17 protein-coding genes and 1 pseudogene are annotated in these 14,485 nt (G+C 51.7%); 4 read left to right on the plus strand and 14 right to left on the minus strand.

The annotated features are described in order from the left end of the window. The first annotated feature begins 4 nt into the window (after positions 1–4). A complete protein-coding gene (locus ACIF4X_RS21905) occupies positions 5–778 on the plus strand; it encodes a class I SAM-dependent methyltransferase (RefSeq protein WP_397483705.1) in 774 nt (257 codons plus the stop codon). A gap of 35 nt (positions 779–813) precedes the next feature. On the opposite strand, the gene ACIF4X_RS21910 is transcribed toward ACIF4X_RS21905, so the two are convergent. Then, positions 814–1,152, minus strand: coding sequence for a DUF2834 domain-containing protein (locus ACIF4X_RS21910; protein ID WP_397483706.1), 339 nt, complete (start codon positions 1,150–1,152; stop codon positions 814–816). Positions 1,153–1,521: 369 nt separating this feature from the next. On the opposite strand from ACIF4X_RS21910, the pseudogene ilvA reads away from it, so the two are divergent. Continuing rightward, positions 1,522–2,517: pseudogene (gene ilvA, locus ACIF4X_RS21915) on the plus strand (threonine ammonia-lyase, biosynthetic); the annotation flags it as partial. Positions 2,518–2,636: 119 nt separating this feature from the next. On the opposite strand, the gene ACIF4X_RS21920 reads toward ilvA, so the two are convergent. The 3 genes from ACIF4X_RS21920 to eco all read right to left on the minus strand — a co-directional run bounded on the left by ACIF4X_RS21920 (position 2,637) and on the right by eco (position 4,089). Further along, entirely contained in the window at positions 2,637–3,122 is a 486-nt protein-coding gene (locus ACIF4X_RS21920; RefSeq protein ID WP_397483707.1) for a hypothetical protein, read from the minus strand. A 154-nt stretch (positions 3,123–3,276) separates the two neighbouring features. Then, positions 3,277–3,582 carry an NIPSNAP family protein gene (locus ACIF4X_RS21925; RefSeq protein WP_397483708.1) on the minus strand — a complete coding sequence of 102 codons (306 nt, stop codon included), beginning with the start codon at positions 3,580–3,582 and terminating at the stop codon, positions 3,277–3,279. A gap of 21 nt (positions 3,583–3,603) precedes the next feature. Beyond that, positions 3,604–4,089, minus strand: coding sequence for a serine protease inhibitor ecotin (gene eco / locus ACIF4X_RS21930; RefSeq protein ID WP_122599955.1), 486 nt, complete (start codon positions 4,087–4,089; stop codon positions 3,604–3,606). A gap of 367 nt (positions 4,090–4,456) precedes the next feature. On the opposite strand from eco, the gene ACIF4X_RS21935 reads away from it, so the two are divergent. After that, positions 4,457–4,726: a DUF1652 domain-containing protein gene (locus ACIF4X_RS21935; protein ID WP_007912157.1), complete on the plus strand. Its 270-nt coding sequence runs from the start codon at positions 4,457–4,459 to the stop codon at positions 4,724–4,726. Here the strand turns inward: ACIF4X_RS21935 and ACIF4X_RS21940 are convergent. Continuing rightward, positions 4,723–5,121: a hypothetical protein gene (locus ACIF4X_RS21940; protein WP_397483709.1), complete on the minus strand. Its 399-nt coding sequence runs from the start codon at positions 5,119–5,121 to the stop codon at positions 4,723–4,725. The two genes, ACIF4X_RS21935 and ACIF4X_RS21940, sit on opposite strands and share 4 nt — an antisense overlap. A gap of 89 nt (positions 5,122–5,210) precedes the next feature. After that, positions 5,211–5,480, minus strand: coding sequence for a DUF2790 domain-containing protein (locus ACIF4X_RS21945; RefSeq protein WP_397483710.1), 270 nt, complete (start codon positions 5,478–5,480; stop codon positions 5,211–5,213). A gap of 491 nt (positions 5,481–5,971) precedes the next feature. Here ACIF4X_RS21945 and ACIF4X_RS21950 point away from each other — a divergent pair, with 491 nt between their 5' ends. Next, complete coding sequence (locus tag ACIF4X_RS21950; protein ID WP_038368500.1) at positions 5,972–6,268, plus strand: hypothetical protein; 297 nt, start codon at positions 5,972–5,974, stop codon at positions 6,266–6,268. Positions 6,269–6,347: 79 nt separating this feature from the next. On the opposite strand, the gene ACIF4X_RS21955 is transcribed toward ACIF4X_RS21950, so the two are convergent. The 8 genes from ACIF4X_RS21955 to tssI form a co-directional block, all read right to left on the minus strand. Then, the gene (locus tag ACIF4X_RS21955) at positions 6,348–7,109 is read right to left on the minus strand and encodes a PoNe immunity protein domain-containing protein (RefSeq protein ID WP_397483711.1); all 762 of its coding nucleotides are present in this window, start codon (positions 7,107–7,109) and stop codon (positions 6,348–6,350) included. Positions 7,110–7,190: 81 nt separating this feature from the next. Further along, on the minus strand, positions 7,191–7,982 hold the full coding sequence (locus ACIF4X_RS21960) for a PoNe immunity protein domain-containing protein (protein WP_397483712.1): 792 nt from the start codon (positions 7,980–7,982) through the stop codon (positions 7,191–7,193). 34 nt (positions 7,983–8,016) lie between these two features. After that, a complete protein-coding gene (locus tag ACIF4X_RS21965; RefSeq protein WP_397483713.1) occupies positions 8,017–8,799 on the minus strand; it encodes a PoNe immunity protein domain-containing protein in 783 nt (260 codons plus the stop codon). A gap of 5 nt (positions 8,800–8,804) precedes the next feature. After that, entirely contained in the window at positions 8,805–9,767 is a 963-nt protein-coding gene (locus ACIF4X_RS21970; protein WP_397483714.1) for a type VI immunity family protein, read from the minus strand. Continuing rightward, positions 9,760–10,542, minus strand: coding sequence for a PoNe immunity protein domain-containing protein (locus tag ACIF4X_RS21975; protein ID WP_397483715.1), 783 nt, complete (start codon positions 10,540–10,542; stop codon positions 9,760–9,762). Before ACIF4X_RS21975 ends, ACIF4X_RS21970 begins: the two co-directional genes overlap by 8 nt. 202 nt (positions 10,543–10,744) lie before the next feature. Next, positions 10,745–11,686 carry a PoNe immunity protein domain-containing protein gene (locus ACIF4X_RS21980; RefSeq protein WP_397483716.1) on the minus strand — a complete coding sequence of 314 codons (942 nt, stop codon included), beginning with the start codon at positions 11,684–11,686 and terminating at the stop codon, positions 10,745–10,747. Between the two features lies 1 nt (position 11,687). Continuing rightward, on the minus strand, positions 11,688–13,418 hold the full coding sequence (locus ACIF4X_RS21985) for a hypothetical protein (RefSeq protein ID WP_397483717.1): 1,731 nt from the start codon (positions 13,416–13,418) through the stop codon (positions 11,688–11,690). Further along, a partial coding sequence (tssI, locus tag ACIF4X_RS21990) for a type VI secretion system tip protein TssI/VgrG (protein WP_397483718.1) occupies positions 13,415–14,485 on the minus strand: 1,071 nt, incomplete at its 5' end. The genes tssI and ACIF4X_RS21985, both read right to left, overlap by 4 nt.

Below are 14,485 nucleotides of genomic sequence, written 5' to 3' on the forward strand. Positions count from 1 at the left end.
TGCCATGACCGATCACGTCCATCATTCAGCCGCTGCCGGCTACAAAACCGCTGCCGACACTTACGTCAAAGGGCGGCCGGACTATCCGCCGCAGGTCAGTGAGTGGTTGGTCGCGACGCTGGGCCTGGATGGGCACAAGACCGTGATTGATCTGGGCGCCGGCACAGGCAAGTTCACCGGGCGTCTGGTGGCGACGGGCGCACAGGTGATCGCGGTTGAGCCGGTGGCGCAAATGCTGGAAAAACTGTCTGACGCCTGGCCTCAGGTGCTGGCGGTGAGCGGCACGGCGACTGATTTGCCGTTACCCGATGCGTCTGTCGATGTGGTGGTCTGTGCGCAGGCGTTTCACTGGTTCGCCAGCACCGAGGCGCTGACGGAAATTGCTCGTGTGCTCAGACCCGGGGGCAAACTAGGCCTGATCTGGAACCTGCGCGACACCCAAGTCAGCTGGGTGCCCAAGCTCGATGCGATCGTCAACGCACTCGAAGGTGACACACCGCGCTATTACACCGGCGCCTGGCGCGAGGCCTTTCCGCACCCGGCGTTCGCACCATTGCAGGTCGAGCGGTTTCATCATGGTCATACCGGATCGCCGGAAGACGTGATCTTCAACCGCGTGCGCTCGACCAGTTTCATCGCCGCGCTGCCGGAGGGGCAGCGGGCGACGGTCGATGAGCAGATACGTGCATTGATTGCCGCAGAGCCGGCGCTGCGTGGCAGGGATGTGGTGACGGTGCCTTACGAAACCGCCGCGTTCGTCGCCGTAAAAAAGCCCTGAATCCCACGACATTCCATTGTAGGGTTTTCAGGTGTTCATAGTATCTGGCTGCGCTTTTCCACCGCCTTCCGGCGCTCACGAACCCCACGCACCACCAGATACAACAACGGCCCGATCGACACAAAAACCGCCGTCAACAACAAATAAGGCAGCACCGACCAAACCGACTGCCCACACGACCGCGCATCCTTGACCATCCACACGCCCGCCAGTGTGGCCAGCAGATACAGATCAATCACCACCTGCGCAGTATCGGGTCGCGACATCAGGCTGATGCCAAAGTCGATCAACGACTGTTCAGCCTGGAGCATCACCGAAACGGTATAACCGCTAAACGCGAGCAAAGCCGTGAGGGGCAGGGCGATAGACATCATGCAAGCCTTCCATGGTGTGATGAGAGAGTCGCCAGACTAACGTCACCACGCAAAATTGGCCATTGACTTGCCAGTAGCGCGCAGGCTAATTTCCAGCCCATGACTTCGACTGTATCGCGTTGCCAGCCAATTATTATTACCGCCATTCCTCATTTGGCGGGCTAGCTCACGACTGCAGCACCCAACCCGCCCTAGAGGCGGGTTTTTACTTTCTGTCTCCGGGGTTTTTGAAATGTGGCTCATGTAGGAGCTGCCGAAGGCTCGGGGCCGCGATCGGACGATCTTTTGACTTTGATTTTTCTAAAACAAAATCAAAAGATCGCAGCCTCCGGCAGCTCCTACAGGGACCGTGTGAATTCTGCCAAGGAGATGTTCATGAGTTACACATACGACCAACAAACCCTGCTCGAGCACTACGTGAAAAAGATCCTCGCCGCGCCGGTCTACGACCTCGCGGTGCGCACGCCTTTGCAAGCGGCGCCGGCGCTATCGGAGGCGCTGGGCAACCGGATTCTGCTCAAGCGCGAAGACCTGCAACCGACGTTCTCCTTCAAGATCCGTGGTGCCTACAACAAACTGGTGCAATTGAGCGACGAACAGAAGGCGCGCGGGGTGATCACCGCATCGGCCGGCAACCACGCGCAAGGCGTCGCGCTGGCAGCACGCGAATTGGGGATCGCGGCGACCATCGTCATGCCGGCGACAACGCCAGAATTGAAAGTGCTGGGTGTGCGCAGTCGTGGCGCTGAAGCGTTGCTCCACGGCGAGAGTTTCCCATTCGCGCTGGCCCATGCGCTGCAACTGGCGGAACAAACCGGGCGCACCTTCGTGTCTCCGTTCGATGACCCGGAGGTAATCGCCGGGCAGGGCACCGTGGCGATGGAAATCCTCCGCCAGCATCAAGGCACATTGGATGCGATTTTTATCCCGGTGGGCGGTGGCGGTCTGATCGCCGGCATCGCAGCCTACGTCAAATACCTGCGCCCGGAAGTGCGGATCATCGGCGTCGAATCCGAACACTCCGCGTGCCTGAAGGCCGCGCTCGAAGCGGATCAGCGCGTCGTACTGCCCAATGTCGGGACGTTCGCCGATGGCGTGGCAGTAGCGCAGATCGGCGCGTTCGGATTTGAGGTTTGCCGATTCTGCGTTGACGAAGTGATCACCGTCAGCAACGATGACCTCTGCGCGGCAATCAAGAATATCTACGACGATACCCGCTCGATCACCGAACCTTCCGGCGCCCTGGCCGTGGCCGGGATCAAGCAATACGTGGCGCGAACCAGGGTGCGCGAGCAGACATTCGTGGCGATCGACTCGGGCGCCAATATCAACTTCGACAGCCTGCGCCACGTTGCCGAGCGCGCCGCCGTGTGTGGTGTCTTGGTGTGACGCGGCGTGCAGCAGGTGGGGGCGCAGACATTTGCATTCGCTGAGCATCAGCTGATGCAGTGCCTGGCGTAGCCCCCAACTACCTGCGTATAGGGTTATAAGACTCGGATAATATTCTTGGTCAAATTGAAGTGGCCGTTCGTGACGTGTACTTCCTTGTCCTGATACTCGCCTGTGAAGGAAAGGGTTCCCGAAAGCGTTCCCTTGAGGCGTCTTTTCCCGGGTGGAGGTATAGCCTCAAGTGTGACTTCTCCCGAGATTGACAAATATCCCTCCACATTGCCGTCCCTACGAGCGACAGCATAGGCTGCCCAAACATCCTTCTCGTCCTCGCCCAGCGTATAAGTGCCAGGTTTTGCGAGTTCTCTTACGAAAATGCTCAGGTGTACTTCCACGGGATTGAATGGATCAATCCTGATGTAATGAGTACCGAAGCCTTGCCAATACGGGCCTATGCCTACCTGAAACCGGGAAAATAGTTCCATAGTGGTTGCCCTGAACAGCGGACTCTCGCCCCGATTGACGTCGGCGGAGAATGCGTTGGCCAGGGTTGTTTTGGTTCTGCTCTTGGTTTTAGCCATTGCAGTTGCTCCTGATGTTTGCGCAATGAAGGAATTAACTCCCGTTGGCTGTTGACGCTACTGCATCAGGACTCGCGGCGTAACTGTCAGAGTTGACAGGTAAAGCGGGGTTGACAATCGGGATTGTTCAAGTTTCAGGGAAAAACTCTGCTCACTACTGCATCAAGGGGCGCAGGAAGCTGCGCTCGTAGCTGACGATAAACTTCTTCTCGACCAGGCTGGCCACCAGTGCGGTGCTTTCCGAATCGGTCAGCGCGATGTGCCGATAGCTTTCGTAATCCGCCAGCGACGGAAAACTGAACAGGCAATAAGCGATATTGTTCGCGCCCTCGGAAGGCAGGAAATAGCCATGATGGGTACCGCCCAAGCGTTCGACGATGCCGAGCCAGGCCTTGGCGTAGGCCTCGAACTCAGGCAATTGGTAGGGATCAATGACATATCGGACGTGGCAGGTAATCAAACGACGCACTCCTTATTCGGGTTATTCCTGCAGGGCTGTACCGACTTTGTCCGACGCCGACCAGATGCGATATCGCACTTCGACGTCAGACGGCGCATACACCACGACCGGCAACTTGCTGTTGTAACGCAGCATGAAACCGTCACCAACGACCGGCACGAATGCGCGCTTCTTCTGGCTGCCGGGCGGGCAGGCCATCATCGTGCTCATCGGCCCAATGACTTTTTCCAGGCGATAGAACGGATAACCCCAGCCTTCAAGATTCTTCTCATCGAGAACGCCGCCCAAACGCTGGCGGTTGCAGTCCACTTCAAGCGTTTTGCCAGCGAGAATTTCCACCTGGAAGTTCTCTTCCTGCTCCTGCTTGGGCAAGTGAATGACCTGGCGGGTGAACCCGGCTTCAGCCTTTGGGAACGGCGCGACGTCTTCAAGTTTGGCGGCGTGGGCGAGGGTGGACAGGCTGGCGATGAACAGCCCGGTGGTCGCGTAAACGCGGAAAGAACCCATGGAAGCCTCCGTGCGGGTGTAGGGTGGATGACGGGCATTCTTACCGTCATGGGCCGTGATTGCAAACCAGCGTCGAGTTGCAAATTGCAGTACCCGCCGAGGCCATTCTTGCAATTTGCAAGTAGCCAAATACTGGCACCGCCGCCAAGTGCCTGATTTCATGAGGATGAAAATGAACCGATGAAAGGCACGCTTTATGCGTCTTTTCAGTGCGGCGCACCGGCCTTGGGCGCCTACACTCCAATGGGCATTTCGCAGTACCACCGCTTGTCGCACCAGGGAAACAGCGGGGACACACCCGTGCAGGGGCAGCAACGGTCAGCGTGAATACTTGATTGGCATCTCACAGTAAGGAGAGGGTTTCGCCATGTTTCTGTCTGCCTTGGAACTACGCAATATCATTGAAAGCAGTTTTCTGCCGAAACGCTGCCAGTGCACGCTGTCGCCGGACTTGTCGATGACCGTCAAGGTTTTCGGCGATCACCAGACCGATCAGGTCGATCTGCTGGTCAGTGGCATCGACGCCAGCCACCTCAATGGCTGTCGTGAAATCAACGAACTGATCGCAGGGCTGCGCTCGGATCTGAACCAGCAAACTGTGCAACATCACTACAGCCCACGCTCCAGAGTCGTTTAACGCACCGTTTCACCCAGTTCGACCGTCACGCGCCGGGCCTGCACAAAGCCAAGGCCCAGCGCGAACTCGACCAGCACCGCGAGCAAAATCCCGGGGCCGGCATGACCGTTCAGCCATTCCGCAAAACCCAGCACCGCCAAACCAAAACAACCGACGATAAACCCGTTGCTCAGCGCATTGCGCCCCAGCGACGGCGGTGCGTTGCGCACCAGATAAAACATCACCCCCAACGCCGCAAACAGCACCGCACTGCGCCGCGCGACAAATCCTGCTGCTTCGGAATACTCGATGCTCCAGATCGCCAGCAGCCTTTCCGGGAAAACGCCCCAAGCCAACGCCAGCAAAAAACACAACGAACACGTGAAGCCCGACAACGAGCGAAACGACAACTGCATGGCGAATCCTTGCGGCAGTGAGGAGGGCTCCGAGCATAACCGCCGAAACTCCCCACGCCTACCGCAAACCCGCAAATCAGACGTTTCTGTCAGTTCTGGAAGTTGCACGCGTCAGACAATTTCCGGTAGCTGATCTCCTCGGGCTTACCGGCATTGTCGATGTACTTCATATCGGCCGTAACCACTTTGCACAGTTGCGTTGGCGGCTCGGTCAACGACACCACTTTGGCCACATGCAGCGGCATGCCGTATTCATACGGCACGGCTTTGGACGTGGCAAAGGTGTCATTGGCCTGGGCCAGCCCGGCGAACGCGGTGCAGGCGAGGGCGGCAGTGAGCAATAAAGGACGAATGTTCATGAATGGACTCCCGAGTGGCGGTTCTAGAGTTCGGCGTGAGGCACCCGAACCTGCCGCACTGGGCAACAGCCAGAATGGCTGAGGGCGTGCGGTTCAGTAGAGTTTTTGACCACGGCGTTAAGGGATGGTTAACCGAGCTGAACGCCGGCTGTCAGGGAGTGCGGCGGTTTTCTCATGAAGGTTTGGCGAATTCCTACAAAGGCTGGTGCCTTGTCTGCTTTCGGCGGCTGGAGCGGGGCGGGTATTGTCGGTTGCCGCTGCAAAATCAGTGGTTCGGGTTTGGTCACCCGGGAATAATCGATTGCATATGTGCCATCATTTGCACCGCGGAGTTCTTTGACCGTGAAGTGCATAGCTGTGGCGGCCGTGTGCAGGACGCCTTCGGGCGAGCTGAGTTGATTGTTCTCGGTTGACCAAGCCTGTACACGGTCCGCCTCCCATCGTTTGGTCACGGTGTCGGCGGTTACTTTTGAAACAATCGAGTTATCAATATGCCAATAATCAAACTGCTACAAAACCGCTATCTCCCCCTCAGCAGCAATGTCACCGAAACCCCGACACTGCTCATCGACACCCAAGCAAACCCGAAAGACATCCTCGAAGCTGCCGTCCAGCGCATCCGCGCCGCCGCCGACCTGCTCGAAACACTGCATTGCCTATGCTTCAAGCACGCCGACGTGCAAGACATTCCACATATCACCCATGCGCTTTACCTGCTGACACAGGATGGCAATGACTTGCTCCAGGTCGCGCAGCAGCAGATGTTGAACTGGAAAGCGCCTGCCTGAGTTCACTCCTCAAAAAAGCCTGCCGTCGAAAGAGGGCAGGTTGAGTGGTTTAGCGATGGATTCGAAAAACTCATTGTGATTACAGGCTGCGAGCGTATTCGACCAGATCCTTGGGGTAGACCATGTGATCGATTTTGCTGTCGTCTATACCGTATAGAAATGCAATTGCTCCAGCCTCTATAGCCCAGTAACCGACGTAGTTTCCATTTTCTCCCTGCAGATGTAAGTCGTGCCATGGGGCTTGTTCAAATGCTGAATACCATTGGCAGCAGTATTGCTCTAGGCGCGAGGATGCTTCCTCTTTGCTGTCTGCGTAGATGGCCTGAACTAAAGGGGTATAGATATCGTGAAACCATTGGTCCACATCTTTTCTGTCGGGTAATAATTTAATTAGCAGGTCTTCAAATAAAGTATCACTGCCGACATAGCCCGCATCGTCCATTAGTTTTACAAAGCGCTTAAGAAGGTCGATACGATGCAGTAACACACAGAAGCCTATAACTTGTACGCACTCTTCATATAGGTAGGGCCAGTCATCAATTGCGAGTGGTGATATTTCATGAGTGTTTTCGAATATCGCAAGTTTTGCTTGTCTGGTCTCGTACTTGTCAATCAAGTCACTTAAGAGGGAAGGTAATGAAGTGATCTCTTCGCCCGCAGTATAAGCCGCCAAAAGCCGGTCAAGCGCGAGTTTTTGCAAATGCCGAGAGCGAAGTGCTGCCTCTTCCTCAGGGGAGTCTGACTCAAAGGTATTTGTTTTCAAGAAATCTATAACTTTGTCGTGCTCTCTCAGGAAGTTATTATAATGAGTCTCGCTGAAGAATTTTTGTCTCTTTTTCACGTCTCTACACCTCCGCTTGCTTTAGTCGACTTGCGCCGGCGTAAACCAATTTCCTGTCGTTGGCACAGGGTAGGCCAGCATCTAAACAAGCGCCCCTAGCTTAGTAGAAAGTTGATGGTTTCTGGCATATTCGACCAAATCCTTAGGGTAGATCATATGGTCTATTTTGCTGTCATCGATGCCGTATAAGTAAGCAATAGCACCGGCTTCGAAAGCCCAATATCCAACGTAACTGCCTTCCTCGCCATCTTGGTGTGTGTCATGCCATGGCGCCTGCTCAAAGGCGGAATACCAGGTTTCGCAGTAATTGCTTAGAAATCTGGAAGCCTCTGTACTATCTTCAGCGTAAATGGCCTGTATCAGCGGCGTGGAGACATCGTGATACCACTGATCGATATCCGCCCGCTCAGGTAACACCTTGATCAATAAGTCCTCATACAGAGTATCCGTATGGGCATATCCTGCACTATCGATTAAAAAGACAAAGCGTTTTAGCAAGTCAGTGCGATGCAACAAGATGCACAGGCTTATGACTTGCAGGCATTCTTCATATTCATCTGGCCAGTCATCAATAATCAGAGGAGTGATGTTAGGTATCTGCTCATAAGTGGCCTGATATTTCTGGAGTTCTTCATAGCTGGCAATCAGCGTTTCCAGAGGCTGCATCAGACTTTGTATGTCTTTTCCAGCAGTGTAAAGCATAAAGACATGCTCCAAATGGAGGTTTTTAAAGTTCCTGGCTCGTAGAGACTTCTCTTGTTCAGGAGAGTCTGCGGTGAATAGTTTGTCCTTCCAGAATTCAAATTCTTCGTCGTAGTTTGTCAGGAAGTTTTCGTAACGTAATTCAGTAAGATATTTCTGCCGTATTTTCAAGTGTCATGTCCGTGACGAATATCGTAGTTTAGATTTAAGGCTTTTTGGCTTGCGATCTCGCGTACCCGACGAGATCCTTGGGGTAGACCATGTGATCGATTTTGCTGTCGTCAATGCCATACAGAAAGGCGATAGCTCCAGCCTCGATAGCCCAATAGCCTACATAGCTACCGTCCTCTCCTTGATGATGTGTGTCGTGCCAAGGAGCATGCTCGAAAGCTGCATACCACTCACGGCAATACCGTTCAAGATGAGCAGAGGCATCTTCCGCTGTTTTCGAATAAATCGCCTGGACCAGCGGTGAGTACACGTCGTGATACCACTGATCTATATCGTGTCTGCCAGGTAAAATTTTGCAAAGCAAATCTTCATAGAGTGTATCGGTGCCTTCGTAGCCGGCATTATCGATCAAAGTTACAAAACGCTTAAGCAGATCTGTGCGATGTAATAGGATGCAAAGCCCTATGACTTGAACGCATTCTTCATATTGATAGGGGTAATCACTAATTGCTAATGGTGATATGTCAGGGCTCTTTTCGTTTTGTGCCAATTTTCGTTGCCACTCTTCATACTTGGAAACTAGATCTTCAAGTAACGGAATGAGCGAGGGGACTGCTTCTCCTGCTGTGTAAGTCGCTAAAAGCTTATCCAGAGAGAGTCTTTGAAAAAATCTAGAGCGAAGCATTTCTTCTTCTTCTTCTTCTTCTTCGGAAGAATCTGATTTAAATGTTTTAGTGCGGTAAAAATCTACAGCATCGTCATATGCCTTCAGGAAGATGCTGTAATGATTTTCGCTATAAAAAAGCTTTCTTTTCATTAGGGTTAGTTCGAAGGGGGATCGGTTTGGTCGAACCGTGCATACCAACGAATGGTGCTTTCTTCTTCAAAACAGTTTTCATGCTGAGAATATGTATGCAGTTGACTAGGTGTTGGTATGCGCAACGGTTTAAAAACGCGATTTACCGCTACATACACTGCCGGTAATGGCTCATCGATGGGGCCTAGATCCGGTAGTTCGCCGGCACGAATCACCAAGCCGTATTGGTATTTCAGAATTTCTACATCATTGCGACCGCTAAACGATTGACTTATAGCATCTATGCCGCCCAGTCGTTCCGCGAATCGATTGCCGATAACGCTATACCAATTGATTCCTTTAATATGGTCGAGAAGCTCTCGTTTGAAATTGGTCACTAAGGAGTCAACTTCGAGCCCCGTGTAACGCTGAGCTAGTTGGAATTCCATGGGCATATAGCTATCGAAATCGAAGGGCAAAATACTCGAAAGCCCGCCATATCCATGTTCCGCTTTAACTTGGTCGGCCAAGTAACCTATCCAGTCTCGATAACGGGTAGCCCCATCGGGTTCTTTCAAGATGCTCCATGGCAGCGTCATCTTCAGAAATGAGCGTTTTTTATCACCATGTACTTCAAAAGAATTTAACGCAGATAGACTATATTCGCCGGCCTCATTGGCTGTAGCGGCACTGCTGATATGCCACTCGTATTGTTCGTTTGGGGGCGTCTTGAGGATTTTTGAAGTTTTTTTATCGAAACTCGCATCAGTTAGTTTTTTGTAGCGGTGATCAAACTGTCCTTTCAGGTGCTGACCAAATTCTTCCTTGAAACGCGCGAAACACTGCATGACAGCCTGCTTGCACTGCAACGTGTAACCGTCCTTGAAGTACAAGGTAACGATCAAGCCGAGTCTTACCACCGAGGTTCCGTCCGGTAACTCGAACGATAAATCTGGAGCATTTTCTGAAAGCTTCTGGAGTTTATTCATTTTCTGAGCACAGTTGATAATTTCTGGCGTATTCGACCAAGTCCATTGGATAAACCATGTGATCGATTTTGCTGTCATCTATCCCATATAAAAATGCGATAGCTCCTGCCTCGAACGCCCAGTATCCAACATAGCTTCCTTCGTCACCCTGCAGATGAGAGTCGTGCCAAGGCGCTTGTTTAAATGCCGGGTACCATTCTTTGCAATATTTCGCCAACAGATCAGATGCTTCATCTTTTTCATCTGCGTAGATGGCCTGGAGAAGAGGCGTATAAACTTCGTGGTACCAGTCGTCAATGTCTTCTCTGTCGGGGAGTACTTTGCATAGAAGATCCTCATACAAAGCATCTTGACCATTGTAGCCTGCTTTATCAAAGAGTTCGACGAATCGTTTTAATAGATCTGTGCGGCGCAGCAGTATGCATAAGCTAATTACTTGAATACACTCTTCGTACTCATCTAGCCAGTCGTCAATGGCAAGAGGGGATATATCTACTATATTTTCAGATAGAGATAGTTTTTTCTGGCGGTTCTCATAGTGTGTAATGAGCTCTTTGAGAAGCGGTACTAACGAGGTTGTTTCTAATCCGGCGGTGTACGAGATGAACAGTTTCTTTAAGGCTACGTTTTTGAAATGCGTAGCTCTTAATGAGGCTTCTTGCTCTGGAGTGTCTGACTCGAATGTATTGTTTGCCCAGAACTCTTTGGTTTCGTCGCTGTAGGCAAGAAAGTCGATATATCTGGCCTTGGTTAAAAGTTCTTGTCTTCTGTTCATAACAGAGTTTTTACTCAAGGGTGATGTGATGGTGGTGCTGTTTCTTAGTAAAACGCTTTTTTGTTTAATGCAGATAGTTTGACTTGCGCTTCATGAGGGAGTGCGAAGTGGTTTTGATAGTGCGTCCAAGTACATTTATTTCCCGTTCTTGCACGCTTCGCTCAGCGCTCAAAGGTTAGCGCCGAGCGAAGGGTAGAGCTGCTTATTCTTCGCCTGACCAATACCAAATAGTATCTCCCCAGGTGGATTCTTCATACTTCGGCATGATTTCACCTTGTAGGAAATGGCGACGAGAATCCGCTTCAGCCGGAGTAAACCAGTAGCCTGTTTTGCTGCATGGCTGACCGGAATCAATGCGTCCAATCTGAGCCTTATCGGAAGGTTCATGGTTTCTTGCGTATTCAACCAAGTCCTTCGGGTAAACCATATGGTCTACGTCTTGGTCATCAATGCCATACAGAAACGCCGCAGCTCCAGCTTCCAGAGCCCAATAACCACAGTAACTTCCTTCGTCACCTTGTTTGTGCGAATCATGCCATGGGGCTTGTTTGAATGCTGGATACCAATTTTCGCAGTATTTTTTTAATAAATTTGAAGCTTCATCTTTATCTTCTTCGTAGATGGCAAGGACGAGGGGGGTGTAGACGTCGTGGTACCAACGGTCAACATCGTATCGATCGGGTAGAAGCTTGCAAAGAAGGTCTTCGTACAGCGTATCGTCGCCGGCGTACCCTGCAGGATCAATGAGTGCAACAAATCGTTTTAGTAAATCGGTACGATGGAGAAGTATGCATAAACTAAACACCTGGACGCATTCTTCGTACTGATCTAGCCAATCATCAATGGTTAACGGTGTTATATTCGGGATGCCTTCATAGATAGCCAGTTTTTCTTGAAGTGTTTCGTAGCTGTCGACAAGACTCTCCACCAATGGGATTAGAGTATCTATTTCGTTTCCGGCTGTGTAACGGATAAGTATTTCTTTGAGTATTAATTTTTGGAAGTGACGAGCTCTCAGAGACTTTTCTTGGCTTTCGGATTCTGCCTGAAAAGTATTTTCTTCGAAGAAAACTGTTGTTTTTTCCTTGTTTTTAAAGAAGTTGCTGTAGCGTGCCTCGCTCAAAAACTGCTGCCGTCTATTCATGTTATTTCTCTTTCTTGAGGGAGTCTAGGTTGCCGTACTTTTTGGTTAGTGATTCTTTCTTCTTATTTACGGCTTCTTTTACTTTGTTCTCTTTGTAGTGGATGGCTTCGTGCTCCAAATGCGTTTCTGGCCCAGTACTTTCCTTGCGCGCTTTGGCATGATCGCGAGGGCCCTTTAGAACGCTATAGAGAGGCGTAAAAAATATGTGCCGGCTGAATGAGTTGAGAACTAGTGATGAAAGTCCTTCAGTGACTGATTTATCTATATTTTGGTGAATCCATTCGATACTCATCTGTACCAGTACAACTTTCCCGGTCTTTTCAGTTGGCTGATTTGATGCTGCGTCTTTCGTGGTGTCTGCTTTTGCTTTTGCTTTGTCTTTTGGTGGGCTGTCGGTGCTTGTCTTTTTGTTGGTGTTGCTCGCATGTCTGGATGGTTTCCCAGATCTACTATTATTCTTTTTACTTGGCTGGGTTTTTTCTGGGGTATGGGTTTGCGGTTCTTGCTCTGATTTATCTATTGGTTCGAGAATTTCTTCGAGCTTGATGTCGCCAGATACACCAAGTTTGGAAATGATGCTCGGTTTTCGCTGTTCTTTTTGAGGGCCAGAGGCTAAAGGCGTGTTTGTTTCTTTTGCCTTCTTGTCCTGCTTTGCCTTCGCATCGTGTTGCTTTTGTATAAATTTCGGTGTGTCTTCATCTCTGCTTGCTTTAGCTTCGACAATTGCAAACTTTTTTTGCTCGTTAGTGGCAGGATTCGCGCGCCATACCGCGTCGATCCCTGTGCCGTTTGCGCCATCATCTAACTTATATAATGCGTGCCAAGTTTTAGGGTTGCCGCCCATGGAAAGCTTTCCAAGTCTATTTTCGTCCGGGTTCCCATTTGGCCAAGTTCCTTGGGCTCCTTTATCGTGACCATCCCAGTCTTTGCCCCAACCTAAAGTTTCCGCGCAATAATAATCCGCGATATGCTCACCACTCACTCCAAGCGCATCATTGGCAATGTGATACATCGAGGTGGCAGCGCTTTGTTGATCAATTTTGTTGGAGTGAGTACCAGCCGCCCCATCTGTGCCATTAGTAGCTACGGTCGCGTCTTTACCAGCGGGTTTTTTTCCCTTCGCAGGGCTTGAACTAGCCGCCATGGCAGAGCTGTTACGCTGCATGCCTTTCCATTTCACTAAACGTCTTTCAACAATGCCGAGCATTTCCGGCATATTGTCACGGGCAGTAGCCAGAACGGTAACTACGGCCGATTGTGCCCAATTTGGTAAGCTCTGGAAAGTTGAAGATCCTTTCACTGCACTGATGATGGAATCAAGTTCAGTGCTTAATTTTGAAGCGTTGAAAACTTGCTTGAGCAGTTCTTCGGGACTGGTTTTAATACCGCACTCCTGAAGTACGAAGCGAAGCAAGTCAAACAATACCGGTGCGAATCTCTGCGGATCTCTATTGACGATGCGCATGCTTTTCTTCAGTCCATCGCCAGGGCCCGGTATCCATCCGATAACAGCCATCAGCAGATCGAACTTCGCATCCTCCTTACCTTCGGCGGATTCGGCGTTGTACAGAGTGATAGAAGATTCAACAGTATCGTATGCGTCGATAGCTTGCCCGAGGAAGGGGACTGCGCCCATTGCGATACTTTTGGCCAACTCGACGGCAGCCTCTTTATAAGCCGCTTTACGATCCGTTTCTTCCGCGACATCGGTAGTTTGTACTGCTTGGCTCATGCCAGCCTCCCTGCGGCTTTCTCAACCATTGCCTGTAAATCAATCTTATCTGGGTCGTAGCCTAATTTGCGTAAGTCGTTGTTGATGTTCTCATCAGAGTTTTCTACGATTTTGATTGGTTCTCGATTGAATGGGCGAGGATCTTCACCGTAATAGACCTTCGCGGGACCTTTTGGTACGTCTTCTAGTCTTGCGAACCCTTTGTCATCCAATAAACCTTCACGGGTCGAACCGTCGGCAAAATCAACGCGATAGGACGCGCCCGGCACCGGTTCCAGATTGTCGTAGTGCAAATTCAACTCCAGCCACGTCGGGTTGGCCTTGGCTTTTTCCATCAGCCTTCCGGCAACGTCTGCCGCTGCCAACCCCGGAATCAACGGCACCAAAATCCCGATCCCGGTGCCCACACCAGGTGCGCCGCCGGTATTGACCTTCACTTCTGCGCCGCTGATGGTCACGCCGCCGGCGTCGACCTTCACGAAACTGCCGCCAGCCTTGGCGGTGAGTTCCATGCCGGCGTCTACCACGACCTTGTCGCCAGCGTGGTAGTGGATTTCGCTGCCGGCTTCGACGAATTGAGCGGTGCCGATTTTTACGTGCTGGGTCACGCCGACGGTCAGGTGCTCGTCGGCGCGCATTTCGCTGATGCGGTCCAGATGGGTGATGCGGTGTTCTTCAACCTTGAATTCGCTCAGCGTGTTGGCTTCGACGGTGTCGTGCCGTTCGTTGCCGACGCGGATTTTCTGGTCGTGCTCGATGTTTTCGTCCCAGTCGCGTTGGGCGTGGATGTAGATTTGCTCGACGCCTTTCTTGTCTTCGATGCGGAACTCGTTGTAGCCCTTGCCGCCCGGTGAGCTCAGTGTTTTGAAGGTGCTGCGGGTCTTGTTTGCCGGCAGGTCGTAGGGGACGACGTTTTCCTTGTGGTACAGGCAGCCGGTGACCAGTGGCTGGTCGGGATCGCCTTCGAGGAAAGTGACGAGGACTTCCATGCCGATGCGCGGGATGGCGATGCCGCCGTACGCGGCGCCGGCCCAGCCGCTGGCGACGCGCATCCAGCAGGTGGTTTT

Source organism: Pseudomonas sp. NPDC085632 (genome assembly GCF_044541255.1).
In the GTDB taxonomy this organism is placed as follows: Bacteria; Pseudomonadota; Gammaproteobacteria; order Pseudomonadales; family Pseudomonadaceae; genus Aquipseudomonas.